The 25,427-nt window shown below is 70.2% G+C and carries 25 protein-coding genes; 9 read left to right on the top strand and 16 right to left on the bottom strand.

The genetic code is table 11. The features are described 5' to 3' along the window. Positions 1-11 precede the first annotated feature (11 nt). The 5 genes from recA to M1M07_RS14720 form a co-directional block, all read right to left on the bottom strand. Entirely contained in the window at positions 12-1,049 is a 1,038-nt protein-coding gene (gene recA / locus M1M07_RS14740) for a recombinase RecA (protein ID WP_197252591.1), read from the bottom strand. Positions 1,050-1,238: 189 nt separating this feature from the next. Next, positions 1,239-1,433 (bottom strand): DUF3046 domain-containing protein, encoded by a 195-nt coding sequence (locus tag M1M07_RS14735; protein WP_197252590.1) that lies wholly within the window; start codon positions 1,431-1,433, stop codon positions 1,239-1,241. 48 nt (positions 1,434-1,481) lie between these two features. Further along, positions 1,482-2,630, bottom strand: a complete 1,149-nt coding sequence (locus M1M07_RS14730; protein WP_248674741.1) for a glycosyltransferase — start codon at positions 2,628-2,630, stop codon at positions 1,482-1,484. 44 nt (positions 2,631-2,674) lie between these two features. Continuing rightward, positions 2,675-4,213, bottom strand: coding sequence for a glycerol-3-phosphate dehydrogenase/oxidase (locus M1M07_RS14725; RefSeq protein ID WP_248674740.1), 1,539 nt, complete (start codon positions 4,211-4,213; stop codon positions 2,675-2,677). Beyond that, a complete protein-coding gene (locus tag M1M07_RS14720) occupies positions 4,210-4,830 on the bottom strand; it encodes a TetR/AcrR family transcriptional regulator (protein WP_197252587.1) in 621 nt (206 codons plus the stop codon). Before M1M07_RS14720 ends, M1M07_RS14725 begins: the two co-directional genes overlap by 4 nt. Before the next feature lie 20 nt (positions 4,831-4,850). Between M1M07_RS14720 and M1M07_RS14715 the strand changes: the two genes are divergently transcribed. Together M1M07_RS14715 and M1M07_RS14710 are read left to right on the top strand one after the other, a co-directional pair. Then, positions 4,851-6,473: an FAD-binding oxidoreductase gene (locus tag M1M07_RS14715; RefSeq protein ID WP_248674739.1), complete on the top strand. Its 1,623-nt coding sequence runs from the start codon at positions 4,851-4,853 to the stop codon at positions 6,471-6,473. After that, the gene (locus M1M07_RS14710; protein WP_248674738.1) at positions 6,470-7,357 is read left to right on the top strand and encodes a diacylglycerol kinase; all 888 of its coding nucleotides are present in this window, start codon (positions 6,470-6,472) and stop codon (positions 7,355-7,357) included. Before M1M07_RS14715 ends, M1M07_RS14710 begins: the two co-directional genes overlap by 4 nt. On the opposite strand, the gene M1M07_RS14705 is transcribed toward M1M07_RS14710, so the two are convergent. Beyond that, a complete protein-coding gene (locus M1M07_RS14705; RefSeq protein ID WP_248674737.1) occupies positions 7,354-8,070 on the bottom strand; it encodes a PIG-L deacetylase family protein in 717 nt (238 codons plus the stop codon). The two genes, M1M07_RS14710 and M1M07_RS14705, sit on opposite strands and share 4 nt — an antisense overlap. Positions 8,071-8,127: 57 nt before the next feature. On the opposite strand from M1M07_RS14705, the gene M1M07_RS14700 reads away from it, so the two are divergent. Both M1M07_RS14700 and M1M07_RS14695 read left to right on the top strand, forming a co-directional pair. Continuing rightward, complete coding sequence (locus M1M07_RS14700) at positions 8,128-9,459, top strand: alpha/beta hydrolase family protein (RefSeq protein WP_197252583.1); 1,332 nt, start codon at positions 8,128-8,130, stop codon at positions 9,457-9,459. 47 nt (positions 9,460-9,506) lie between these two features. Continuing rightward, the gene (locus M1M07_RS14695) at positions 9,507-11,966 is read left to right on the top strand and encodes a DUF2156 domain-containing protein (RefSeq protein WP_307846240.1); all 2,460 of its coding nucleotides are present in this window, start codon (positions 9,507-9,509) and stop codon (positions 11,964-11,966) included. A gap of 43 nt (positions 11,967-12,009) precedes the next feature. Here the strand turns inward: M1M07_RS14695 and M1M07_RS14690 are convergent, their stop codons facing one another. After that, entirely contained in the window at positions 12,010-12,183 is a 174-nt protein-coding gene (locus tag M1M07_RS14690) for a hypothetical protein (RefSeq protein WP_197252582.1), read from the bottom strand. Between the two features lie 229 nt (positions 12,184-12,412). Between M1M07_RS14690 and M1M07_RS14685 the strand changes: the two genes are divergently transcribed. Genes M1M07_RS14685 through M1M07_RS14675 form a run of 3 tightly spaced genes read left to right on the top strand, consistent with a single transcriptional unit; the run spans position 12,413 to position 14,305 of the window. After that, on the top strand, positions 12,413-13,009 hold the full coding sequence (locus M1M07_RS14685) for a biotin transporter BioY (protein WP_197252581.1): 597 nt from the start codon (positions 12,413-12,415) through the stop codon (positions 13,007-13,009). Positions 13,010-13,019: 10 nt separating this feature from the next. After that, a complete protein-coding gene (locus tag M1M07_RS14680) occupies positions 13,020-13,703 on the top strand; it encodes an energy-coupling factor ABC transporter ATP-binding protein (protein WP_248674735.1) in 684 nt (227 codons plus the stop codon). Beyond that, entirely contained in the window at positions 13,700-14,305 is a 606-nt protein-coding gene (locus tag M1M07_RS14675) for an energy-coupling factor transporter transmembrane protein EcfT (protein ID WP_248674734.1), read from the top strand. Before M1M07_RS14680 ends, M1M07_RS14675 begins: the two co-directional genes overlap by 4 nt. 9 nt (positions 14,306-14,314) lie before the next feature. Here the strand turns inward: M1M07_RS14675 and M1M07_RS14670 are convergent, their stop codons facing one another. The 5 genes from M1M07_RS14670 to pgsA all read right to left on the bottom strand — a co-directional run bounded on the left by M1M07_RS14670 (position 14,315) and on the right by pgsA (position 17,861). Next, positions 14,315-15,124: a hypothetical protein gene (locus tag M1M07_RS14670; protein WP_248674733.1), complete on the bottom strand. Its 810-nt coding sequence runs from the start codon at positions 15,122-15,124 to the stop codon at positions 14,315-14,317. A gap of 24 nt (positions 15,125-15,148) precedes the next feature. Then, entirely contained in the window at positions 15,149-15,964 is an 816-nt protein-coding gene (locus tag M1M07_RS14665; RefSeq protein WP_197255285.1) for a PspA/IM30 family protein, read from the bottom strand. Positions 15,965-16,165: 201 nt separating this feature from the next. Further along, positions 16,166-16,555 (bottom strand): helix-turn-helix domain-containing protein, encoded by a 390-nt coding sequence (locus tag M1M07_RS14660; protein WP_197255288.1) that lies wholly within the window; start codon positions 16,553-16,555, stop codon positions 16,166-16,168. A gap of 103 nt (positions 16,556-16,658) precedes the next feature. Then, positions 16,659-17,168, bottom strand: a complete 510-nt coding sequence (locus M1M07_RS14655) for a CinA family protein (protein ID WP_248674732.1) — start codon at positions 17,166-17,168, stop codon at positions 16,659-16,661. Continuing rightward, positions 17,169-17,861: a CDP-diacylglycerol--glycerol-3-phosphate 3-phosphatidyltransferase gene (gene pgsA, locus M1M07_RS14650; RefSeq protein WP_197255290.1), complete on the bottom strand. Its 693-nt coding sequence runs from the start codon at positions 17,859-17,861 to the stop codon at positions 17,169-17,171. 150 nt (positions 17,862-18,011) lie between these two features. On the opposite strand from pgsA, the gene M1M07_RS14645 reads away from it, so the two are divergent. Both M1M07_RS14645 and M1M07_RS14640 read left to right on the top strand, forming a co-directional pair. Next, complete coding sequence (locus tag M1M07_RS14645) at positions 18,012-18,539, top strand: amino-acid N-acetyltransferase (RefSeq protein WP_197255292.1); 528 nt, start codon at positions 18,012-18,014, stop codon at positions 18,537-18,539. Between the two features lie 40 nt (positions 18,540-18,579). After that, a complete protein-coding gene (locus tag M1M07_RS14640) occupies positions 18,580-18,864 on the top strand; it encodes a YciI family protein (RefSeq protein ID WP_248674731.1) in 285 nt (94 codons plus the stop codon). A gap of 3 nt (positions 18,865-18,867) precedes the next feature. Here the strand turns inward: M1M07_RS14640 and M1M07_RS14635 are convergent, their stop codons facing one another. The 4 genes from M1M07_RS14635 to M1M07_RS14620 form a co-directional block, all read right to left on the bottom strand. Then, the gene (locus M1M07_RS14635; protein WP_197255296.1) at positions 18,868-19,884 is read right to left on the bottom strand and encodes a TerC family protein; all 1,017 of its coding nucleotides are present in this window, start codon (positions 19,882-19,884) and stop codon (positions 18,868-18,870) included. Between the two features lie 182 nt (positions 19,885-20,066). Beyond that, positions 20,067-22,874 carry a DNA translocase FtsK gene (locus M1M07_RS14630; RefSeq protein ID WP_248674730.1) on the bottom strand — a complete coding sequence of 936 codons (2,808 nt, stop codon included), beginning with the start codon at positions 22,872-22,874 and terminating at the stop codon, positions 20,067-20,069. A 102-nt stretch (positions 22,875-22,976) separates the two neighbouring features. Further along, positions 22,977-23,600: a TIGR03085 family metal-binding protein gene (locus M1M07_RS14625; RefSeq protein WP_197255301.1), complete on the bottom strand. Its 624-nt coding sequence runs from the start codon at positions 23,598-23,600 to the stop codon at positions 22,977-22,979. A gap of 84 nt (positions 23,601-23,684) precedes the next feature. After that, positions 23,685-25,370 carry a ribonuclease J gene (locus M1M07_RS14620; RefSeq protein WP_197255303.1) on the bottom strand — a complete coding sequence of 562 codons (1,686 nt, stop codon included), beginning with the start codon at positions 25,368-25,370 and terminating at the stop codon, positions 23,685-23,687. Positions 25,371-25,427 lie beyond the last annotated feature (57 nt).

The following is a 25,427-nucleotide window of genomic DNA, read 5'->3' as shown; positions in this document are numbered from 1 at the left end:
GCAGGCGTGCGTCAGAAGTCGGCGGCTTCCTCGGCCTCGTCGGTGACCACGGCGCCGATACCGAGCTTCTCCTTGATCTTCTTCTCGATCTCGTCGCGGATGTCGGTGTTCTCGAGCAGGAACTTGCGCGCGTTCTCCTTGCCCTGGCCGAGCTGGTCGCCCTCGTAGGTGTACCAGGATCCGGACTTGCGAACGATGCCCTGCTCGACACCCATGTCGATGAGCGAGCCCTCCTTGGAGATGCCCTGACCGTAGAGGATGTCGAACTCGGCCTGCTTGAACGGCGGTGAAACCTTGTTCTTGACGACCTTGACGCGGGTGCGGTTACCGACGGCGTCGCCGCCGTCCTTGAGCGTCTCGATCCGCCGCACGTCCAGTCGGACGGAGGCGTAGAACTTCAGAGCCTTACCGCCCGTGGTGGTTTCGGGCGAGCCGAACATGACGCCGATCTTCTCGCGCAGCTGGTTGATGAAGATCGCGGTGGTGCCGGAGTTGTTGAGGGCACCGGTCATCTTGCGCAACGCCTGGCTCATGAGGCGGGCCTGCAGACCGACGTGGCTGTCGCCCATCTCGCCCTCGATCTCGGCGCGCGGCACGAGCGCCGCGACCGAGTCGACCACGATGATGTCGAGCGCGCCGGAGCGGATCAGCATGTCCGCGATCTCGAGCGCCTGCTCACCGGTGTCCGGCTGGGACACCAGCAGTGCGTCGGTGTCGACACCGAGCTTGCGGGCGTACTCCGGGTCGAGCGCGTGCTCGGCGTCGATGAACGCCGCGATGCCGCCGTTGGCCTGCGCGTTGGCCACCGCATGCAGCGCGACCGTCGTCTTACCCGAGGATTCCGGACCGTAGATCTCGACCACGCGGCCGCGCGGCAGACCGCCGATACCGAGTGCGACGTCGAGCGCGATCGATCCCGTCGGAATCACCGCGATCGGCTGGTGGGCCTCCTCCCCCAGTCGCATCACGGAGCCCTTGCCGAAGCTCTTGTCGATCTGCGCGAGGGCGAGCTCGAGCGCCTTCTCGCGGTCGTGTGCCTGTGCTGCCATCGTGGTCCCCTTCATCGAATCTCGTCTTGTTGTCGACGACGTTAGAGCCCGGTACCGACAAGTTCGTCGTGGCGACCGGTGAGCCGCCGGATCTGTGGATGGATCCGACGCCTGTGGACAACTACGCCACCGTGCACGACACCAGCATAGGCGAACAATTGTTCGAACGGTGCGTTCCGGCTCGTCGCGTCACCGGCGTGAGGGCGGAACGTCGAACTCCTCGCACATGGCCCGCCACACCTCTCGAGGCTCCTGACCTGCTTCGATCGCCTCGGCGGGGGTGAGACCGCCGAGCGAGAGAATCACGTGGTCGCGGAGCAACGCGTCGCCGTGGAGCTGCCCGAATTCGATCCGGACGAGCTCGTGGAATTCCGTCAATCGCATCCCGCCCACGGTAGTGGGCGCCGGCCGGTCGCGTCGAAGCGGTCGGGCTCAGGCAGTAGCCACGGTCCGGCAGACCTGCACCGGATCCTCGACCCGGCTCGCGGTCGCTGCGGCACTGCGGGCCGCCGCAGCGAAACGCTTCTCGCTCAGGATCGTCTCGACCGCGGTGAGCACAGCCACGGGGTCGAGCGGCCGCACCACCAGCGCGCTGCCCTGCCGGGCGGCCCGGTTGGCCAGTTCCCACTGGTCGCCGCCCCCGGGCACGATCACCGCGGGCACTCCGGCACTCAGCGCCTTCGCGAGCATCCCGTGACCGCCGCCGCACACCACCACGTCGGCCTGCCCGAGCAGCAGGTCCTGGCGGCCCCGCCCCGCGACCGCCCAGTCCGGCAGTTCCCCGTCGGCTCCGTCGAGCATGGTCGCCGCGACACGCATCCCGGTTCCGTCCAGAGCGGTGCACACGGCGTCGAGCATGCCCACGACACCGGTGGTCGCCGTGGACGGAGCCACCATCACCAGCGGGCCGGTGCCGGGGGGTGGGGCCAGCACGGTCTCGGTCGGTTCCCACAGCAGCGGACCCACGAGGTGCGCGTTCGCGGGCCAATCGGGTCGCGGCACCTCGAGCGCCGGCAGGGTCGCGATCAGGCGCGCGGCGGGTCCCGGGTCCTTTTCGGGCAGGCCGATGCCCATCCGCGCGGCGCCGCGTTCGCGTTCGCCCTGCCGCACGGAGCGGGCGGTCATGCGACGCAGCAGGGCATCCCGGACCCGGCCGCGGATCCCACGACCGGGCGCGAGACCGCTGCCGATAGGCGGCAGGCCGCGTGAGGGCAGGTACAGCGGATGCGGGGACAGCTCGATCCAGGGGATGCCGAGCCGTTCGGCGGCCATGCCGCCTCCGGCGGTGATGACGTCGGAGACGACCAGGTCCGGCAGCAGCGCGCTCAGGTCGGGCAGGATCTCGGTCGCGATGTGCGCGGCGCGGGCGTGGAGCTTGGCGCCGGCGTCGGCGTCGTCGTCGCCCGGCCGCGGATCCAGGCCTTTGAGCAGCGCGAACGTGACGCCGGGCAGGTCGGTACCCAGCCAGCGCTCGCCGGTGAACAGGATCGGATCGTCCCCCGCCTCCGCCAGGCGCCGGCACAGTTCGATCGCCGGGATCGCATGTCCGGCATCAGGTCCGGCCACCACCGCAACTCGCATCGCACCAGCCTGTCACATCGCGCGGGCCGCTCGGCCGGGACCGGTCAGGCGAGGCCGTGCTCGGCGAGCACGGACAGTGCCGCGTCGTGCGCCGCGGCCCGGTCCGCGGGGACGAGGCCGATGCGGGTACGCCGGTCGAGGATGTCGTCGGCGTCGAGTGCCCCCTCGTGGGTGACTGCGAACTCGAGTTCGGCGCGGCACACGTCCAGGCCGGGAGCGACGGGCGCGAGTCCCGCGGGATCGGCGGCGAGGAACGCCGCCTCGGTCCCGTAGCGACTCACCAGGGACACCGGCGCCGACAGCCGGGACAGCGCCGTCCGGTCCGCCGCCCCGACCAGCGCTATCCGGTGGGTGTTGCAGGGCCCGGCCGGCAATCCGGTGGCGGCGACGGCGGCGTCCACCGCGTCCTGCGCCATCTTCCGGTAGGTGGTCAGCTTGCCGCCGACGATGCCGATCGGACGGCCTTCGCCGCGGACGACCGCGTGCTTGCGGGACAGGTCCGCCGTGGCACCGTCCCCGTCGGGCGTGCGCAGGAGCGGACGCAGCCCGGAATAGGTGGCGAGCACGTCGTCGCGGGTCAGCGCGGTGGTGAGCGCCGAGTTGACGGTGTCGAGCAGGAAGTCGATCTCGCCGTCGGTCGCGTGCGGGACGTCGGGGATGTCGCCGGGGGCGTCCTCGTCGGTGAGGCCGAGGTAGATCCGCCCGAGCTGGGCGGGCAGGGCGAACACGAACCGGTTGGTCGCGCCCGGAACGGGAACGGTGAGCGCCGCGGAAGGGTGCCCGAGGGCGGCCGCGTCGAGGACCAGGTGGGTGCCGCGGCTGGGGCGCAGCGCGATCGAGGGATCGACGTGGCCGGCCCACACCCCCGCCGCGTTGATCACCGCGCGGGCCCGCACCGTCAGGTCTCCGCCGGTGATCTCGTCGTGCAGGACCGCCGTCTCGGCGGTGGCGGCGTACGCGGAGACGCGGGTGAGGATGCGCGCACCGAAGGTCGCGGCGGTGCGGGCGAGCGCGACGACGAGCCGGGCGTCGTCGACGAGTTGCCCGTCGTGGGCGAGCAGCCCGCCGCGGAGTCCGTCGCGACGCACCGCGGGGACGAGGGCGGCGGCACGGGCCGCTCCGACCCGGCGCGACCGCGGCAGCAGCGTCCCGGGAGTGCGGGCCGCCGCGCGCAGCGCGTCCCCGGCGAGGAAACCGGCCCGGACCAGCGCGGACTCGGCGCGGCCGAGGGACGGCAGCAGCGGGACCAGTTGCGGCATCGACCGGATCAGGTGCGGGGCGGTGACGGTCATGAGGATGCCGCGTTCGACCGCGCTCTCGTGTGCGATCCCGACGTTGCCGGTCGCGAGATAGCGCAGTCCGCCGTGGACGAGTTTCGAGCTCCACCGGCTGGTTCCGAACGCGAGGTCGTGACGTTCGACGAGGACGACGCTCAGCCCGCGGGCGGCGGCGTCGAGTGCGACCCCGGCGCCGGTCACCCCGCCGCCGATCACCAGCACGTCGACGGTGGGGTTGTCGGCGAGCCGGTCCAGGTCGCGGCGGCGGCGCACCGCGGAGAGCGCGCCGGGTCCGAGTCCGGTCACGGTGGTCCTCCCTGGGTGGGGGTCAGATAGGCGTCGACCGCGTGGCCGAGTTCGGCCAGCAACTGTTCGCGGGGTGTCGTGTCGGCGACCGCGCGCGCCGACTGGACCACCGACTGCGCGGTGAGCAGCACCATCACGGCGATCCGCCGCGGTTCGCCCTCGCGGATCGATCCGTCGCGTTGCCCCTCGACGATGCCGGCGGTCAGGGTGTCGAGCAGCATGCGCTGGCTGGTGCCGAGCCGGTCGACGATGTAGGTGGTGAGCACGTCCGGGTCGGTGTTCACGATCTTCCGGAACAGCGGATGGGCGCCGATCGCGTCGGCGGTGGTCACGACCGCCCGAACGAGCCGGGTCCGCGCCGGGCCACCGCCGGCCGCGTCGGGGACGACGCGCCGGATCTCGCGGGTGAGCAGGTCCGCGACGATCGCGCGGGTGTCGGGCCAGCGGCGGTAGACGGTCGGGCGGCTGACCCCCGCGCGGCGGGCAACCTCGGCGAGCGTCGTCCGCCGCAAACCGAAGTCGAGCATGCAGGAGTAGGCGGCGTCGAGGATCTGGTCCTCGATCCTGGCGGGCTCGCGCGGACCTGCGGTTCTCGAATCATCGTTACGGATCGACATCGTATGTAAAACTGTAACCCATGAACGCGCCTTTCACCCCGCAACATCCCGACGAAGCGCCGACGATGGCGTGGGACGCGTGGGGAACCGAGGACCGCCGCATCGAACTCTCCGCGCGGGTCCTCGACCTGCTCGAACAGGCACTCGGCGTCGACACCGGACGCGACCGCGTCCTCCCCGAAGCCGACGTGCGACTGAGTCCGGGCCGGCTACGCCCCGAACACCGCGACGAACTCGCCCGGATCGTCGGCCGCGACCACTTCGCCGACGACGACCGGACGCGGCTGCGGCACGCGGGCGGCAAGAGCACCCTCGACCTTCTGCGCCGACGCAGCCGCGCCGAGCAGGACGCGCCGGATGCGGTGCTGTTCCCGGGCAGCCACGAGGAGGTCGTCGCCGTGCTCTCCTACTGCTCGACGGAGGCGATCGCGGTGGTCCCGTTCGGCGGCGGCACCAGCGTCGTCGGCGGCGTGGATCCGGTGCGGGGGCGGTTCGAAGCGGTGGTCACGGTCGATCTGCGCCGCCTGACCGCGCTGACGAGCCTCGATCCGGTGTCCGGTCTGGCGACCCTGCAGGCCGGCGCGACCGGACCGCAGACCGAACAGCTGCTGGCCGCGCACGGCTTCTCGCTCGGTCACTTCCCTCAGAGTTACCGGCACGCGACTCTCGGCGGCTTCGCGGTCACCCGCTCGGCGGGCCAGGCGTCGGCCGGCTACGGGCGGTTCGAGGACATGGTCGACCATCTCGTCGTCGCCACCCCGCGCGGCACACTGCGCGCCGGACGGGCGCCGGCGTCCGCGGCCGGTCCCGACCTGCGCCGATTGTTCCTCGGCTCGGAGGGCACGCTCGGCATCGTCACCGAGGTGGGGGTGCGCATTCACCCCGTGCCCGCGACCACCGCGTTCCGGGCGTGGTCGTTTCCCGATTTCGCGACCGGCGCGGCGGCATTGCGCACACTCGCCGGGACCGGCGCCCTGCCGACGGTGCTCCGGCTGTCGGACGAGGCCGAAACCGGCATGAATCTCGCACTGCACGAGAACATCGGCGGTGACGCTCCCGGCGGCTGCCTCGCCGTGACCACCGTCGAGGGCAGCGAAGCGCACGTGCGGGCCCGTGCCGCCGAGGTCGCGGCGCTGCTCGCGGCGTCCGGCGGCACCGATCTGGGCGACGGTCCGGCCCGCGCCTGGCAGCACGGCCGGTTCGACGCACCGCATCTGCGCGACGCCCTGCTGCGGGTCGGGGCGCTCGCCGAAACCCTCGAGACCGCGACGACCTGGTCCAACCTGCTGTCCCTGCGCGCCTCCGTCACCGAGGCGCTCACCGCGGACCTGACCGCGCAGGGCACACCGCCGCTGGTGATGTGCCACATCTCCCACACCTATCCGACCGGCGCTTCGCTGTATTTCACGGTGGTGTGCGCCCAGTCCGACGACCCGATCGCGCAGTGGTCGCGGGCCAAGCGCGCCGCGGGCGACGCGATCGTCGCGGCGGGCGGCACAATCACCCATCACCACGCGGTCGGTCGCGACCACCTGCCGTGGCTGGAAGCGGAAGTCGGCGATCTGGGACTCGACGTGCTCGCCGCGGTGAAGAACGCGATCGACCCTCGCGGAATCCTCAGTCCTGGGAAGCTGATCGGGTGACCGGCACCGTCACCGCACTCACGAATCCGGCCGCCCGCGACCGGCGGTCCGCACACGTCCGCGCCGCAGCCCTGCACCGCCTGCGCGAGCGCGGGTTCGTCGTCACCGAGATCGCCGGCGACTCCCCCGCCGAATCCTCGGAACTGGCCGCGCGGGCCGTCGCGGACGGCACCGACGCGCTGGTGGTGATCGGCGGCGATGGCCTGGTGTTCCTGGCGTGGCAGGCGACAGCCGGCACCGGAATTCCGCTCGGCATCGTACCGGCCGGCACCGGCAACGACCACGCGCGCGCGCTCGGCATCCCCACCGATCCCGTCGCGGCCGCCGACGTGATCGTCGGCGGCCGTACCCGGACGATCGATCTCGGGCGCGCGACGCCGGTCGGGCTCCGGCCGCTGTGGTTCGGCACGGTGCTCGCCAGCGGGTTCGATTCCCTGGTCACCGACCGCGCGAATCGGATGCGGTGGCCGCGCGGGCACCTGCGCTACAACGCGGCGACCGTGGCCGAACTCGCGAACCTGAGACTGCTTCCCTATCGAATCACCTTGGACGGCAATACCTTCGACACCGAAGCCACGATGGTGTCGGTGGGCAACGCGTCGAGTTACGGCGGCGGGATGCGGATCGCACCGAACGCGCGGCTCGACGACGGCCTGTTCGACGTGGTCGTGGTGACCTCCGCGAGCCGGTCGCGGCTGCTGCGCCTGTTCCCGACGGTCTACCGCGGCACCCACGTCGACCTCGACGAGGTGACGGTGTACCGGGCGCGGTCGGTGCGGCTCGACTGCCCCGGCATCACCGCCTACGCCGACGGCGAGCGCGTCGGACCCCTGCCCGTCGACATCGAGGCCGTGCCCGACGCCGGCTGCGTGTTCGTTCCCTAGCCGAACGTGTACAGCTCGAATCCGGCGGCGTGGGTGGCGTCGAACCCCGGCAGCGGCCCCGACGCCATCGCCACCTGAGCCTGCGCCTGTTCCTCGACGGGCACATCGCTCAATGCCTCGAGGTAACGCCGGTGCGCGGCGAGCGAGGCCACCGCGACCTCGACCGTGTCGGTGACGTCCACCGCGTGCGTCGGCATCGTGGTGTTGACGGCGACCCATCGCACCCCGGTCCACGGTTCGAGTCCCTGTTCGGCCAACTCCGGGAAGATCCACTCGTTGGCGGCGTCGGAGACCGCGTCGAGCACGCTGAGCCCCAGCGCACGATGGTCGGCGCTGTTGAGAATCCCCGGGAACCAGGTGAGCCCGAAATTGCCGGTTACCACCATGTGCGGGCGGTGCCGCCGAATCGCGGCGGCGAGGTCGCGGCGCAGATCCGGTCCGGCGACGAGTGTGCCGTCGCGGTGACCGAGGAACTCGACCTGCTCGACACCGACGATCCGCGCCGATTCCCGTTCCTCCGCTTCGCGCAGCGGCCCGCACTCCTCCGGAGGCAGGCCGGCGATGCCCGCTTCGCCGCTGGTGGCCAGCACGTAGCGAATGTCCTTTCCCTGCCGGGTCCATCGCGCGACCGCCGCGGCCGCGCCGTATTCGATGTCGTCGGGATGCGCCGCGATCACCAGTCCGCGTTCCCAGTCCTCCGGTACCGATTCCATACGACCACTATCTGCGATGACGGTTCGGTGCGGGGGCACTCGCGCATACTGATGATCATGTCCTGGTCCGGTATCGCCGATGCGATGCTCGACGTACAGCTGATCACCACCGCAGCGGCCGTGACGTTCTGGTGTCTGACCGTGGTCGGGATCGCGGTACTCGTGGCGCGCAGGAGTCGACGCTGGACCGTCGTCGGCATCCCCGGCGCGATCGCGGCGACGCTGGTTCTGGTCGGACTCGCGGCGCTGCTGATCGAGAAGGTGTGGCGACCGTTCCCGGACCCCTTGCCGCACGCCGTGTACGCATGGTCCGCGACCGCCGTCCTGGCCGTCGCGCTGCTGATCGGCCGATGGCTGTTCCGGCGCCGGGAGCGCCGTCACATCCCGGTTGCAGTGGGCCTCGTCGTCGCGGCGGCACTGGTCGCCACCGCGGCGGCAGGCCAGATCAACCTCGTCTTCGACGCCTATCCGACCGTGCGATCCGCACTGGGCCTGTCCGTGTTCCGCACCGTTCCGCTCACCGAAGCGCAGGCCCGCACCGCGACGACTGTCACGGGCACGCCACTCTCGGCGCAGTGGTCACCGCCGCCCGACATGCCTTCCACCGGTGCCGTGGTGTCTGCACCGATCCCCGCCGCAACGTCCGGGTTCCCCGCACGTGAAGCGCGGATCTACCTGCCCCCGGCCTATTTCACCGATCCTCGCCCCGAACTTCCGGTTCTGGTCCTGCTGGCGGGGCAGCCCGGCAGTCCGGACGACTGGCTGGTCGGCGGCAGGCTGACACAGACGATGGACGCGTTCGCCGCGCAACACGACGGGCTCGCACCCGTGGTCGTGGTCGCGGACGGCACCGGCGGGCAGTTCGCCAATCCGCTGTGCATGGATTCGCGACTGGGCAACGCCGCGTCGTACCTGACCGTGGACGTGCCCGCCTGGGTGAAGCAGAACCTGCAGATCGACCAGGAGCCGCGGGCGTGGGCGATCGGCGGGTTGTCCTACGGCGGTACGTGTGCGCTGCAACTCGCGACCCTCCGGCCGGACGTGTATCCGACCTTCCTCGACATCTCCGGACAGGCCGAGCCCACCCTCGGTGATCGCGCCCGCACCGTGCAGGAGGCGTTCGGCGGCGACGACGCGGCCTTCGCCCGCAACAACCCGGCGGATCTGCTTGCACACAACCGCTATCCCGACAGCGCGGGTGCGTTCGTGGTGGGTCTCGACGACCGCGAGTACCGTGCGGGTGTCGAGCAGCTCACCGCCGCGGCACGCGCGGCCGGTATGGACGTGCACTTGACGGAACTGCCAGGGGGACACACGTTTTCACTGTGGTCCGCCGCACTGGAGAAGGAGATGCCGTGGCTGAGCCGGCGACTGGGTCTCACCTCGTGACCGCGCGGCGGGTGCTCGACGGGCCCGCCGGGCGCGCAGCGAGAGCACTGCGCCGCGCACCGGTATCGCTCGTGCTGCTGGCCGCGTTGTGGCTGCTCGGGATCCTGACCGGCGCCCTCCGGCACGGACCGTCCCCCGATCTCGCGCGATGGGTGTCGTCGGGGGTGGCGAGCTTCGAGAGCGGACATGTGTGGGTGCTGTGGACCTCGGGCCTGTTCGCGTCCGGCATCGTCGAGTACCTGCTGGTGACCGTCGTGATCCTGGCGGTGGCGGTACCGACGGAGAATCGCATCGGCAGCGTGCCGTTCGCCGCCGCCGCGGTCGTGACGCAGGGCATCGGTTCGGCGCTGGCGCTGCTGATCGCGTGGGTCGTGTCGACCGTCCCGAACACGTGGGGCCTCGAACTTCACGGTCATGTGATCGAGGATCCAGTCCCCTGGGTCCTGGGTACGCTGCTCGCGTCGACCTCGGTGATGAACACCCTGTGGCGCCGACGGATCCGGACGCTCGTGCTGGTGTTCCTGGTGACGGCCGCCCTGTTCGCCGGGCACCTGCAGGACGTGACGCGGCTGTGCGCGGCGGTGGCGGGCGTGGTTCTGGGGCCGTGGCTGTGCGGACGCTCCGCGCGGGGCCCGGCGCTCGGTGGCACCGTCCGCGAGCAACGCACGCTGGTCGCGCTGGTCGTGGCCGCGAGCGTGCTCGGTCCCGTGCTGGCCGCGTTCTCTCCGCACGCGATCGGACCGCTCTCGGCGCTGCGGATGCTGTTCGACCAGGTCCCCTATTCGGCGCGCGAACTGGTGGACGTGTGTGCCGACCCGGCGCTGCACGACGAATGCCGCAAGGGACAGCAGGCGCTGCGGCTGTCCGGGCTCGGACCGCTGGTGATGAACCTGATGCCGTCGATCGTGCTGCTCGTGTCCGCGGATGGGTTGCGCCGGGGACGACGCGCCGGGTGGCTGCTGTCGGTGTGGGCGCACGTCGCGCTGATCGCGGTCGCGGCCGCGAGCCTCGTCGCCGAGACCACCGAGCAGGACGCGACCCGGTCGTTGCTGTACGGGCAGCATCGGCACAGCTCGGTGTACATGGAACTGGCCCCGCTGCTGGCGCTGGTCGCGATCCTCGTGCTGCTGCTGGGGAGCCGACGACTGTTCCAGGTCCGTGCCCCACGCGGCACCTATGCCCCCGTGTGGTTGGGCACACTCGGCGCCGTCGTGGTCGCCGCACTCGTCTACGTCGGCGCCGGATCGCTGCTCGCCGACGGCTTCGATCGCGATCCGGGAGCATGGACCCTGCTGCGGGACATGCCGCGACGGCTGATCCCGCCGGTCTACCTCCAGCTGTTCGAACCGCCCGTGCTGCCGCTCACGTCCGCCGCGACCCTGCTGTTCGAGTGGGTCGGCGTCCTGGTGTGGGCGGTGTTCTGCGGGCTGATGCTGCGCAGCTTCCAGGTGCCGGCGCTCGGCTACGACGCCGACGCGCAGCGACGCGTCCGCGAACTGCTGCACTCGCCCGGCGGATCGTCCCTGTCGTGGATGACCACCTGGGGCGGCAACCACTACTGGTTCTCCTCCGACGGCAGGCACGCCGTCGCCTACCGGGTGCACTCCGGTGTCGCGCTCACCACCGGCGACCCGATCGGCGACCGCGACACCCTCGTCGCCGCCGTCGACGAATTCGCCTCGTACTGCGCCGAGAACGGCTGGACCCCGTGCCTGTACTCGGTCGGCGAGCCCACCGCGGCCATCGCCCGCGAGCACGGCTGGACGTGCCTGCAGGTCGCCGAGGAAACCGTGATCCGGCTCGAAGGGCTGGCCTTCTCCGGCAAGAAGTTCCAGGACGTGCGCACCGCCCTCAACCGGGCCCGCAAGGACGGCGTCACCGCCGAATGGACGACCCTGCACGACGCGCCGCTGGCCGTCGTCGAGCAGATCGTGGCGATCTCCGAGGAATGGGTCGCCGACAAGGGCCTGCCGGAGATGGGGTTCACGCTCGGCGGTCTCGAGGAACTCCGCGACCCCGAGGTCCGGCTGCTGCTCGCGATCGACGGCGACCGGCACGTCCACGCCATCACCTCGTGGATGCCGGTCTACCGCGACGGCACCGTCGTCGCGCTGACCCTCGACTTCATGCGGCGTCGCTCCGACGGTTTCCGCCCATCGATGGAGTTCCTCATCGCGTCGGCCGCGTTGTCTGCCCAGCAGGAGGGACTCGAGTACCTGAGCCTGTCCGGTGCGCCCCTGGCCGCGGCCGGACGGACCGACGCGGTGGACCGCACGGCACTCGACGCGCTGCTCGAGATGCTCGGGCGCACCCTCGAACCGGTCTACGGGTTCCGGTCGCTGCTCGCGTTCAAGTCCAAGTTCCAGCCCGAGTACCGGCCCCTGTACATGGTCTTCCCGGATCCCGCCGCGCTGCCCGCGATCGGCGTCGCGGTCGGACGCGCCTACCTTCCCGACGTCTCGCTCGGGCAAGGGCGGCGCCTGCTCACCCGGTTGCTGCGCAGGTGACAGGCTCGGACCGCTGTGGGCGACAGGCGCGGAGCGCCGTGGATCAGACCTTCATGATGTCGTCGTGCTTGTCACCCGCAATCGCCTTGTAGATCAGATATCCGCCGAAGATGATCGCGCTCACCACGAGAATCCCGAACAAGTGCTCGAACAGGGCGCCGAACAACGCCAGGCCGATCCACACCAGCGCCACCACACCCACGATCTTCCAGAACATCGCCTTCTCCTGACTCGATTGGCATTTCTCACTGCCGTACACCACGATCCTGACAGTCCCAGACCGGAAAAACACCAGGTCAGAGCACAAATCAGGGAAAGATGGGGGGAATCCCCGAGCCGCCGGCCGCCACGTCGGGGTCACTCCCGGAGCGGGGTGGTGACGCACAGCACGCACAAGGCACATAGGCTCGACGCGTTCCCACCCATGTGAAGAAGGCTGAGAAATCGTGTCGTCGACCCGTCGCATTCCCGCCCGCGACCTGGCGCAGATCGCCGTGTTCGCTGCTCTGATCATCGCGCTCGGGCTTCCCGGGCAGATCACCATCGGATCGTCGGGTGTGCCGATCACGCTGCAGACCCTCGGAGTGATGCTCGCCGGGGCACTGCTCGGTGCCCGCAAGGGTGTGCTGTCCGTCGCGACGGTCATCGTGCTGGGTCTTGCGCTTCCCGTGCTCGCCGGCGGTCGCACGACCCTCACGTCCCTGGCCTCCCCCACCGCCGGCTTCCTGATCGGCTGGATTCCCGCCGTCGCGGTCATCGGCTGGCTGTCCGCGCGGATGCTGCCGCGCTACCGGGTGGTGCCCGGTGTCGCGATCAACGTGCTGGGCGGGATCGTGGTGCTGTACGCCTTCGGCATCGCCGGGATGCTGCTGCGCACCGACCTGACCTTCTGGGCCGCGCTGAGCGCCAACGTGACGTTCCTGCCCGGCGACCTGCTCAAGGCCGTCGTCGCAGCCGCCGTTGCGGCGCAGGTGCACCGCGCCTACCCCGGCCTGATCGCGTCGCGCGTGGCGGCGAAGCCCGCCGGCGATCTCGCCCACTGACCGTCCGTCGATGAGCGAGATCCGCTTCGATTCGGTCCGACACGCCTACGGCGAGCGGGTCGTGCTCGACGGCATCGACGTGATCCTCACCGAAAGGCGGATCGGGATCGTCGGGGCCAACGGCAGCGGCAAATCGACGCTGGCCCGCATGATCAACGGTCTCGTCGTTCCCACCTCCGGCACGGTCACCGTCGACGGCCTGGACACCGCACGCAAGGGCCGCGAGGTGCGGCGACGCGTCGGATTCGTGTTCACCGATCCCGACCACCAGATCGTCATGCCGACCGTCGCCGAGGATGTGGACTTCTCGTTGCGGCGCAGCGGACTCGGCAAAGCCGAACGCGCCGAACGGGTCCGGCGGGTGCTCGGCGACTTCGGCCTCGGCGGGCACCACGACCACCCCAGCCACCTGCTGTCGGGAGGCCAGAAGCAGATGCTGGCGCTGGCCGCGATCATGGTCACCGACCCGCAGGTCCTCGTCGCGGACGAGCCGACCACCCTGCTCGATCTCCGCAATACCAGGCTGATCTCGCAGACGTTCGCGAACCTCGAACAGCAGTTGATCGTCGTGACCCACCAGCTGGATCTGCTCACCGACTTCGATCGGGTGCTCGTCGTCGACGGCGGCCGGATCGTCGCCGACGACGCGCCCGGCCCGGCCGTCGACTTCTACCGGACCCTGGTCGCATCATGACGACGCTGGGCCTCTACCACCCGGCGACCACGCCGCTGCACCGCCTCCCGGCGGGACCGAAGCTCGTCGTCACCGCGGCGGCCATCGTCGCGCTGACGTTGTGGATCGACCGGCCGTGGCAGGTGCTGCCCGTCGCCGCCGCCGTGGCCGGGCTCTACGCCATGGCGCGGATTCCGGTCCGGCTCGCCGTCGTCCAGTTGCGTCCGTTGCTGTGGATGCTCGCGTTCATCGGTGTGTTCCAGGTCGTGGTCGCGGGCTGGGAACGCGCGGTGGTGGTGTGCGGTTCGCTGCTGCTCGCGGTCGCGCTCGCGGCGCTGGTGACGCTCACGACCCGCGTGACGGACATGCTGGACGCGATCGTTGCGGGCCTGGGGCCGTTGCGCCGGGTCGGTGTGAATCCGGAGCGGATCGGCCTCGTGCTGGTCATGACCATCCGCTGCATCCCCCTGCTCGGTGAGCTGGTGACACAGGTGAGCGACGCGCGCAAGGCCCGCGGCCTGGGCTTCTCGTTGCGCGCCCTGGTGGTTCCGGTCGTCGTGGGCGCCCTGCGGTCCGCGGATGCGATGGGCGAAGCACTCTCCGCGCGGGGCGTGGACGACTAGGCGTAGTTCCTAGGGCCGGAACCGCTGCTGGATCCGGTCGACGTCCTGCCACGACTGGGCCCAGCCCTCGAAGCGATCGGACGCGGAGATCAATTCGGCGCGCTGCTGCTCGAGCACGGCCATGGGCCGGCTGCCCTCGGGCGCCCCGGCGAGCCGCGCGGCGGCCGCCACGAGTTCCTCGAACTGATCGACACCGGTCTCGAGACGGTGACCGGCCGCGGCGAGCGCCGGTCCGAGCTGCGCCGCGGCCGCGGCGCTCCCACGTGCTGCGGATTCGAGCGCGACGACGTCGACCGCGACGGCCTCGAGCGCGGACGACGCGGCCCGAGCGGCCTCGCCGATCTCGTCGAGATCCTCGGCGACGACCGCCTGGGACCGGGCGAGGACCCCGAGCAGATGCGCCAGGCTCCGCTCGTTGCTGGCCAGTCGCGCCATGGGTGCGCGTGCGACGGAACCGTCCGACGGCAACGCGCGCCGACGCGGAGGAGCCGGCGGGATGGGCACCGCATCGAGGCGTCGCACCTTCCGTACCGCCAGAACCGCGGGAACCGCGAGCGCCGCGGTGGTGCCGCCGGTCGCGACGATCGTCCAGTCCGGGGCGGACGCGGCGACCAGCGTGGCGGTGCCGACGCCCCACATGCCGGTGGCGGCCCCGAAGATTCGGGCTCTGCGGCGGGCCCGCCGCTTCTTCCGCCGCAGCCGGGCGGACGGATCACGCCAGCGGCGCGCCGCTTCGACGACACCGTCGGCGGCTTCCCTGAGCGCGGCAACGGCCGGGGCGGGAACGTTCCCGACCCGGCCGTTGCCCGGAGTGCTCATGTCTGGATCACATCCGACTGTCGACTACTGCGTTCCCGCTGCACCGGCGGCCGGCGGTTCCTTCGCGGTGTTCACGGCCGGCGTGGAGGTACCGGCGGCACCACCGGGGAGCGCCTCGCCCTTCATCGATGCGCGGATCTGCTCGAGCCGGCTGTGCCCGGCCATCTGGATCGTCGCCTGCTGGACCTCGAGCATGCGGCCCTGCACCGAATTCTGGGCGAGCTCGGCCGAGCCCAAGGCGTCGGCGTAACGCCGCTCGATCTTCTCGCGCACGGCGTCGAGGCTCGGGGTGGTGCCGGGAGCCGACAGGGTCGAGTCCATCGAGCGCAGCGACTCGCTGACCCGTTCCTGCATCTTCGCCTGCTCGAGCTGGCTGAGCAGCTTGGTGCGCTCGGCGACCTTCTGCTGCAGGGCCATCGCGTTCTGCTCGACGGCCTTCTTCGCCTGCGCCGCGGCCTGCAGCGACTGGTCGTGCAGCACCTTGAGGTCCTCGACGGACTGCTCGGCGGTCACGAGCTGGGCCGCAAACGCCTCGGCGGCGTTCGTGTACTGGATGGCCTTCTCGGTGTCGCCGGCGGCGGTGGCCTGGTCGGCCATGAGCACGGCCTGACGGGCACTGGCGTTGAGCTTCTCGACCTCGTCCAGCTGACGGTTGAGCTTCATCTCGAGCTGCCGCTGGTTGCCGATGACGGACGCAGCCTGCTGGGACAGGGCCTGGTGCTGACGCTGGGCATCCTCGATCGCCTGCTGAATCTGGACCTTCGGATCGGCCTTCTCATCGATCTTGGAGTTGAAAAGCGCCATGAGGTACTTCCAACCCTTGACGAACGGATTAGCCATGGGTGTGATCCTGCCTCCATCTGGTACGCCGCGCCGAACGCGACCCGGTGCGCGGCCCTCGCGCACCGATTCGGACCGCCGCACCTTCACCGTTCATCGGGCGGTCCCACCTGTCGTGTCCCGGGCCACCCCCCGGTGGTGACCCGAAAAAGTCTGTCGCTTTCGTCCGCATCCGGCAAGCCGGCGCGGTCGTGATCCATGTTAGGCGGCAGCCAGCGCCCGCGTCGCAGGTGGCGGAATCACCACGCGGGTGTCCTGCGCAATTCGCGCGGCCGGATCCCCGGCAGGACCGTGGACGGCCACACCGGAATCGAGGGGTGCCGCCGCAGCGGCATCCTTCCGATCGCGATGCGGTGCCGCATCCGCCAGCGACTCGCTGACGTCGAACAGCACGTCGGACAGCGGCACCTCGAGCGCGTCGCAGATTGCCGCGAGGAGTTCGCTCGACGCTTCCTTGCGTCCGCGTTCGATCTCCGAGAGGTAGCCGAGGCTGACCCGCGCACTGCTCGACACCTCGCGCAGAGTGCGACTCTGCGACACACGGGTGCGCCGAAGGCTGTCACCGATTGCCTCACGCAACAACAGAGCCATCGCGTCCTCCTCGTCCGTCGTGCCTTATCCCGGACAACGCGTAACCGCGCCGCCGGGTTCCCGCGGTCGCGACACCGTGCACCGAAACCGCGGTGAGCAGACACTACAACGCCGAGTCCAATGTCAGGCGCCCGAGTAGCCCCGACACGGCGGCGTCCACCGCACCGAGCCGGATGGACCATCGGTCGCCGTGCACCGCAGGGCATGTCACGGTGGTGCCGTCGGGGCCACAGATCCCCAGAAAAAGGGTGCCCGGCGGGTGCCCGTCCTGATCGTCGGGGCCGGCGACCCCGGTCAGTCCGACACCCCACGTCGCACCGCAGCGTTCCGCAGCGCCCTCGGCGAGTGCTGCAGCGGTCGACTCGGCGACCGGACCGTCCCGCCCGAGGCGCTCGGTGTCGACGCCGGCGAGCGATGCCTTCAGATCGGTCGCGTACACGACGAGACCACCGCGCAACACCGCGCTGGCTCCGGGCACACCGGCGATCGTGGCCGAGAGCAGGCCCGCAGTGAGCGATTCGGCGGTCGCGACGGTCTGCCCTCGCTCGACGAGGGCGGCAACGAGGTCTGCGGCCCGGGTGGCGGCGACGAGAGGATCCGGCGCGGCGGCCATCTACGCTTCGGCTCCGCCCAGGTCGTCGCGGTGATGCTGGTCGTCGCGGTGATGCTGTGCCTCCGTGCGGACGCCCGCGCGCAACCGTGCCGCCTGGACTACATAGTCGATGCCGGTACCCACGGTCAACAGCACTGCCAGCGCCATCAGCGCGACCGCGAACGGCATCACGGCGTCCGGCAAAGGCAGCAGGTACACCCCGATCGCGAGGGTCTGCACGAGAGTCTTGGCCTTGCCGCCGCGGCTGGCGGGGATCACCGCGTGCCGGAGCACCGCGAATCGCAGTGCCGTGATACCGAGTTCGCGGGCGGCGATGATTCCGGTCACCCACCAGGACAGGTCGCCGAGGACCGACAGGCCGACGAGTGCGGCACCGATCAGCGCCTTGTCCGCGATCGGGTCGGCGAGCTTGCCGAAATCCGTGACCAGACCTCGACGACGGGCGAGCTGACCGTCGACGCGATCGGTGATCGCGGCGATCGCGAACACCGCCGTGGCCGCGATGCGCCAACGGGTCTCGTGACCGTCGCCGACGAACAGCAGCACGAGGAACACCGGCACCAGCGCGATCCGCAGCATGGTGAGGATGTTCGCGATGTTCCACAGCGGCACCGGCTCGTGGGCGGTGCCGGCGTGCGGTCCCGGCGCGGCGCCGCTACCGGCCCCGGCGACATGGGGACGGGGCGTGCTCATGCGGACCTCCGGGTGCAACGTCGTGAAGTACCGGAAGTCGGCACAGGTCGGGCCGGTGGACGTAGTTCCCCCGGAATCTGGGATGAACTCGACGATCCGACCGGCACGTGACCCACAATATCGTTCCGAGCACCCGCTACTGTTCACCGCATGACTTCTCCGACGCCCGATCACGAACACGCCGACCGGATCATCGTGCGCCGTGCTCGAACGTCGGACGTTCCGGAGATCAAGCGTCTCATCGACATCTATGCAGGTCGCATCCTGCTCGAGAAGAACCTCGTGACCCTGTACGAGTCGGTGCAGGAGTTCTGGGTGGCCGAATCGGGTGGCGAGGTCATCGGCTGCGGCGCGCTGCACGTGCTGTGGGCGGATCTCGGCGAGGTGCGCACGGTCGCGGTGGATCCGCGGGTCAAGGGGCGCGGCGCCGGACATCTCGTGGTGGCCAAACTCATCGAGGTCGCGCGAGAACTCGAGCTCGACCGGCTCTTCGTGCTCACGTTCGAGGTGGAGTTCTTCGGCCGGCACGGATTCGCCGAGATCGAGGGCACCCCCGTCACCGCCGAGGTCTACGCCGAAATGTGCCGGTCGTACGATACCGGCGTCGCCGAGTTCCTGGATCTGAGCTACGTCAAACCCAACACACTCGGCAACACGCGGATGCTGCTCACGCTCTGAGCGGCTCCGGAGCACACCCCGAACCCGAAGCGAGGAACCCATGCCCCTGTTCGCCGTCGAATACACCTACTCCGACGCCACCGTCGCCGCACGCGACAAGCACCGCCCGACGCACCGCAGCTGGCTGAGCGACCTCGTCGACGCGGGCACGGTCGTGGCGACGGGCCCGTGGGTGGACGGTTCGGGCGCCCTGATCCTCATCGACGTCGCCGACGAGGCTGCCGCGCACGAACTGATGGCACAGGACCCGTTCGCGCAGCGCAACCTCGTCGACGCCGTCCGCATCACCGGTTGGCAGCCGGTGATGGGCGTGTTCAACGCCTGACGGTCACCGCACGTTCTCGGTTTCGGAGCTCTCCACGGCCTCGGCCTTCCGGGCGTCGCTGCGGTTCTTGAGCAGGCTCAGGACGGTCGTCACGACGAGCACCCCGATGATCACCGCCAACGACAGGCTCGTGGAGATCTCCGGGACCGCGACGTGCTCCCCGCCGTTGACGAACGGCAGCGTGTTCTCGTGCAGCGCGTGCAGCACAAGCTTGAGGCCGATGAACGCCAAGATGATCGACAGGCCGTACGACAGGTACACGAGGCGGTCCAGCAGGCCGCCGATGAGGAAGAACAGCTGACGTAGGCCCATCAGGGCGAACGCGTTCGCCGTGAACACCAGGTACGGCTCCTGGGTGAGGCCGTAGATCGCCGGGATGGAGTCGAGGGCGAACAGCACGTCGGCGAAGCCGATGGCGAGCAGCGCGAGCATGAGCGGCGTGACCATGCGCTTGCCGTCGATCCGGGTGACCAGACGGTCGCCGTCGTAGTGCTCGGTGGTGGGAACGACCTTGCGCACCAGCTTCACGATGCGGCCCTCGTCGGGCTTGGTGTCCTCGTCCTTGTTGTGGTCGATGATCAGCTTGACCGCGGTGTACAGCAGGAAGACGCCGAACAGGTAGAACACCCAGCTGTAGGCGTTGATCGCCGCGGCACCGACCGCGATGAACGCGCCGCGCATCGCCAGGGCCAGGACGATGCCGATGGTGAGCACCTTCTGCTGATATTCGCGGGGGATCGCGAAGGTCGCCATGATCACCACGAACACGAACAGGTTGTCGACCGACAGCGCCTTCTCGGTGACGTAGCCGGCGAAGTACTCGCCGCCGTACTGCGGTCCCCACAGCGCGAAGACCACGACGCCGAACAGGATCGCGATGCCGATGAAGACGGCGGACCAGAATCCGGATTCACGCAGCGAGGGGGCGTGCGGGGTACGGACGTGGGAGACGAAGTCGAACACGAAGAGCGCGGCGATGACCGCGATCGTGACGAGCCACACCAGGGGTGTCACATGCATGGGGCTGAATTCCTCCGGTAGACCTGAAAGGGCACCGGAGGTCTCTCCCGCCTGCACAGGTGCAGACCGACAGTCCCGGAGCGGCAACGCTGCCGTACGTGTTGACGGAACTGTCGCGGATCACGGGGATACTCCCCTCCACAACGTGGTCCATTCAACCACACTCGCAGCCCGGGGCCGTATCAGTCCTGGTCGGAGCCGTTCTCCCCGTCTCCACCGCCCCCACGGATGGAGTACAGCAGGCCCTCGAGTTCGTCCGGCTTGACCAGCACCTCGCGGGCCTTCGACCCTTCGCTCGGGCCGACCACACCGCGGGTCTCCATCAGGTCCATGAGCCGGCCGGCCTTCGCGAAACCGACGCGCAGCTTGCGCTGCAGCATCGACGTCGAGCCGAACTGGCTGGACACCACCAGTTCCACGGCCTGGAGGAACACGTCGAGGTCGTCGCCGATGTCGGGGTCGACGTCCTTCTTCTCCCCCGCCTTCTGCGTCGTGACGCCCTCGGTGTACTCGGGTTCGGCCTGGTTCTTGGTGAAGTCGACGACCGCGGCGATCTCTTCGTCGGTGATGAACGCACCCTGCAGGCGTTGCGGTTTGCCCGCCCCCATCGGCAGGAACAGACCGTCGCCCATACCGATGAGCTTCTCGGCGCCGGGCTGGTCGAGGATGACGCGCGAGTCCGTGAGCGACGAGGTCGCGAACGCCAGCCGGGACGGCACGTTCGTCTTGATCAGGCCCGTGACGACGTCCACGGACGGTCGCTGCGTGGCCAGCACGAGGTGGATACCGGCGGCGCGGGCCTTCTGCGTGATCCGCACGATCGACTCCTCGACCTCACGCGGCGCGGTCATCATCAGGTCGGCGAGCTCGTCGACGATCGCCAGGATGTACGGATACGGGCGGTACACGCGTTCACTGCCGAGCGGCGCGGTGATCTCCCCGGAGCGCACCTTGGCGTTGAAGTCGTCGATGTGCCGCACCCGGTTGGCCTGCATGTCCTGGTAGCGCTGCTCCATCTCCTCGACGAGCCACGCCAGCGCGGCCGCCGCCTTCTTCGGCTGCGTGATGATGGGCGTGATGAGGTGCGGGATGCCCTCGTACGGCGTCAACTCGACCATCTTGGGGTCGATGAGGATCATCCGCACGTCCTCCGGGGTCGCCCGGATCAACAGCGACACCAGCATCGAGTTGACGAAGCTGGACTTACCGGAACCGGTGGAACCGGCCACCAGCAGGTGCGGCATCTTCGCCAGGTTGGCGTGCACGAAGTCGCCCTCGATGTCCTTGCCGAGGCCGATCACCAGCGGATGCCGATCCTTGCGGGTGCTCGGGGCGGCGAGCACGTCGGCCAGCCGGACCAGTTCGCGGTCCGAGTTGGGCACCTCGATGCCCACCGCGGACTTGCCCGGGATCGGGGCGAGCAACCGCACGTTGTCGGTCGCGACGGCGTACGCGATGTTGCGCGCCAGCGCGGTGATCTTCTCGACCTTGACGCCGGGACCCAGTTCGACCTCGTAGCGGGTGACGGTCGGACCGCGGGTGAACCCGGTGACCGCCGCGTCGATCTTGAACTGTTCGAGGACCTCGGTGATCGAGTCGATCATCTGGTCGTTCGCGGACGAGCGCGTCTTCGGCGGGTCGCCCTGGATGAGCAGCCCGATCGACGGCAGCGTGTAGTCGCCTTCGACGACCCGCTCCGGCACCATCGCGTCGAGTTCGTCGGCCTCGTCGACGGCCGGCGTCGGCAGCGGGGTGGGCTTCGGGGTCGGCTTGGGCCTGGTCCGCTGTTTGGGCGGTTCCGGCGTCGGTTCCGGTTCCGGTTCGGGTTCGGGAGCGGGCGGCGCCTCGAACGGCTTCGTCGCGGGCGCGTCCCACAGCGGCAGCACCTCGGTGCGGGCGTTGCCGTCGAATTCGTCGGTCGGGTAGTTCTCGGCCGGGGTGCGGCGCCGTCGCGGGCGGCGTTCGGTGGGATAGCCGTCGGCGTCGAACAGCGTCGGGTCGTGGTCGTCGTACGGCGGTTCGTCACGGCCGAAGTCGTCGTGGGGGTCGTACTCGTCGTAGTCGCCGTATTCGTCGTCGGCGCGATACGACAACCCGAAGTAGTCGCGGAAGAGACCGGGCAGTTCACGCACGGTGGTGCCGGTGATGAGCAGGATCCCGAACCCGGCGGCCAGCACCATCAGCGGCACCGAGAGCCAGACGGTCAGGCCCGAGGTGAGCGGCCCGCCGACCGCGCCGCCGACGAACCCGGCGCCCTGCGATCGGCCTTCGGGGGTGGTGGGCGATCCGGATGCGATGTGCCACAGCCCGAGTGCCGGGAGCCCGACCAGCAGCCCGCCGAGGATCAGGCGGGGGCGGATCTCGGGTCGCGGCTCGGTGCGCATGAGCACCACGGCGATACCGATCGCGACGAGCGGCAGCACTGCGCTGGCACCACCGGTGACCGCGCGCACCCCGGATTCGACCCAGCCGCCGACCGGGCCGCCGACCCCGAACCACACGCTGCCCGCCACGACCAGGCCGAGTGCGATCAGTCCGAGCGCGATGCCGTCGCGGCGGTGACCGTGTTCGATGTCGCCGGCCTTGCCCATCGTGCGGATGGTGGCGCCGACGCCGCGAGCGATCATGAACCAGCCGGCGCTGATCCCGCGCCCGAGGGAGTCGAGCACGCCGGGGCCCCGACGTCCGGACGCCGAGGTTCGAGAGGGCGCGGCGACGCGGGCCGGACGCGTGGATGCGGCCGAACGCCGCGCCGGGGTCCGGGTGGACGACGCCGAGGACCGGCGCTTGGTGGCGCCGGTCTTCGCGGTGCCCGCCTTCGCGGTTCCACTCTTGGCCGCGCCGCTGCGCGACGATCCGCTCTTCGAGGAACCGCCGGACCGGCTCGCACCGGCGCTGCCGGAGCGGCTCGAGGTCCCGGCCGAGCCGCGCGCTGTCGCCTTCGACCGGGAGGTCGTGGACGATCCGCGACTGCTCGACTTTCCTGCCATACCCGTCAGGTTAGCCGCTCGGTCCCCATCCGAACCATCCGCAACACCGGCACCACGTCGCGGTTCATGTCACAGGACACGCCGTGACCTGGGTATTCACCGTCACACGCCGCGAGCCGAGGCCGTGATCTCGTCGAGGTCGCGGGGCTCGCCGTCCGTCTCCAGCCGCACCTGGTCGCGACCGAACGCGTGCAGCAGCAGTTCCGCCGGTTCGCCGCGCAGCACGACGGTGCGCGGGCCTCGTTTCCGCACGGTGGCGCGCGTGCCGTCGGGGCGTTCGAAGACGACGCTGACATCGCTGCCGCGGTAGCTGCGCCGGCCGATCTGCCGGGCCAGCCGCCACAGGTGCTCTTGATCGTCGGCGGGCAGCACCCGCGGCTCCCAGCCGTCGACGGCGCGCCGGACGTCCTCGTGGTGGACGAACATCTCCCCCGCGTTCGCGACCGCGTCGACCAGGAACAACGGGGACCACATCGGCGGCCCGGACTCGATGTCCGCGAGCAGGTACGCCCACGGCCGGTCGGTGGCCGACTTGCGCACCTTCTCGGTGTGGTCCGCGAGCTGCGGCAGAAGGATGCCGGGCATCGAGTCGATCCGGCGCTCGCGCACCAGCAGGTGCGCGGCGAGATCCCGTGTCGTCCAGTCCCCGCAGAGGGTGGGCGCGTCGGGACCGACCTCCGACATCGTGCGGACCAGGGCTGCTCGTTCGCGTTTGGCCAGGCTCACGGCGCCGACGGTACACGGCGCGCCCGACACCGTCATCGCTCCCGGCGGGCGACCCGCGGTCGGTGGACACGGGCCGCCCGAAGATCACTCCGGTGCTGTCACCGCGATGACGGTCGGCACGATCATCGGCCGGCGGCGGTAGGTCTCGGACACCCAGCGCCCGACCACACGCCGGATGGCCTGTGCGATGCGGTGGGTCTCGTTGATGCCTTCCGCGGCGAGTTCGTCGAGCGTCTTGTCGACGAGCCGGGCGGCCTCGGACAGGGCCGTGGGGTCGTCGGAGAATCCGCGTCCCGACACCTCGGGGGAACTGACCGCACGGCCGGTGGCCGAGTCGACGGCGACCGAGATCGAGATGAAGCCGCCCTCGCCGAGGATGAGCCGGTCCGACAGGGTCGATTCGCCGACGTCGCCGACGGACAGACCGTCGACGTACACGTGGCCGACGGGGATCTGCCCGACGATCTCGGCGAGACCGTCGACCATGTCGACGACGACACCGTCCTCCGCGAGGACGATCCGCTCGGGCGGCACACCGGTGGCTTCGGCGAGCTTCGCGTTGGCGCGCAGGTGCCGCCATTCGCCGTGGACGGGCATCGCGTTGGTCGGGCGCACCGCGTTGTACAGGTACAGCAACTCACCGGCCGATGCGTGGCCGGAGACGTGGACCTTCGCGTTCTGCTGGGTGACGACGGTCGCGCCGCGCTTGGCGAGTCCGTTGACGACCGCGAACACCGAGTTCTCGTTGCCGGGGATCAGCGACGACGCCAGCACGACGAGGTCGTCGGCGCGGATGTTGATCTGCCGGTGCTCGCCGCGGGCCATGCGTGAGAGGGCCGAGAGCGGTTCGCCCTGGGATCCCGTCGAGACCAGGACGAGGCGGTTGCCCGGCAGGCTCGCCGCGGTGTCCAGGTCGACGACGAGGCCGTCGGGCACCTGCAGGTACCCGAGGTCCTGGGCGATCTGCATGTTGCGGACCATCGAGCGGCCGACGAACGCGATCCGCCGGTTGTACCGGGCGGCGACGTCGACGACCTGCTGGATGCGATGGACGTGGCTGGCGAACGAGGCGACGATGACGCGGTTGGTGGCCTTGCCGATGACGCCGTCGAGCACGCCGCCGATCTCGCGTTCGGGGGTGACGAAACCCGGCACCTCGGCATTGGTGGAGTCGACGAGGAACAGGTCGACGCCTTCGTCGCCGAGTCGCGAGAACCCGGCCAGGTCGGTGAGCCGGTTGTCCAGGGGCAACTGGTCGAGCTTGATGTCGCCGGTGTGCAGGACGAGACCGGCGTCGGTGCGGATCGCGACGGCGATCGCGTCGGGAATCGAGTGGTTGACCGCGAAGTACTCGCACTCGAAGGGGCCGTGCGTGGTGCTCTCCCCCTCGGTGACCTCGACGAGCACGGGCCGCTGCCGGTGCTCGCGGCATTTCGCCGCGACCAGCGCCAACGTGAACTTGGAGCCGACCACCGGAATGTCGGGGCGCAGACGCAGCAGGAACGGCACCGCGCCGATGTGATCTTCGTGACCGTGCGTCAGCACGATCGCTTCGACGTCGTCCATCCGGTTCTCGATGTACCGGAAGTCGGGCAGGATCAGGTCGACGCCGGGCTGCTGATCCTCGGGGAACAGCACGCCGCAGTCGACGATCAGGATCTTGCCCTGGTGCTCGAAGACCGTCATGTTGCGGCCGATCTCGCCGATACCGCCGAGCGCGACGACCCTCAGGCCCTTCGCGGGCGCCTTGGGCGGTGCGCCCAGACGCATAGTCGGATCGACCGGCTGACGCAGGTCGGGTCGCTGGGTCGCCGCAGAGGTCTGCGG

Source organism: Rhodococcus sp. HM1 (assembly GCF_023218075.1).
GTDB lineage: Bacteria > Actinomycetota > Actinomycetes > Mycobacteriales > Mycobacteriaceae > Rhodococcus.
This window is presented reverse-complemented; position numbering and strand designations above follow the sequence as displayed.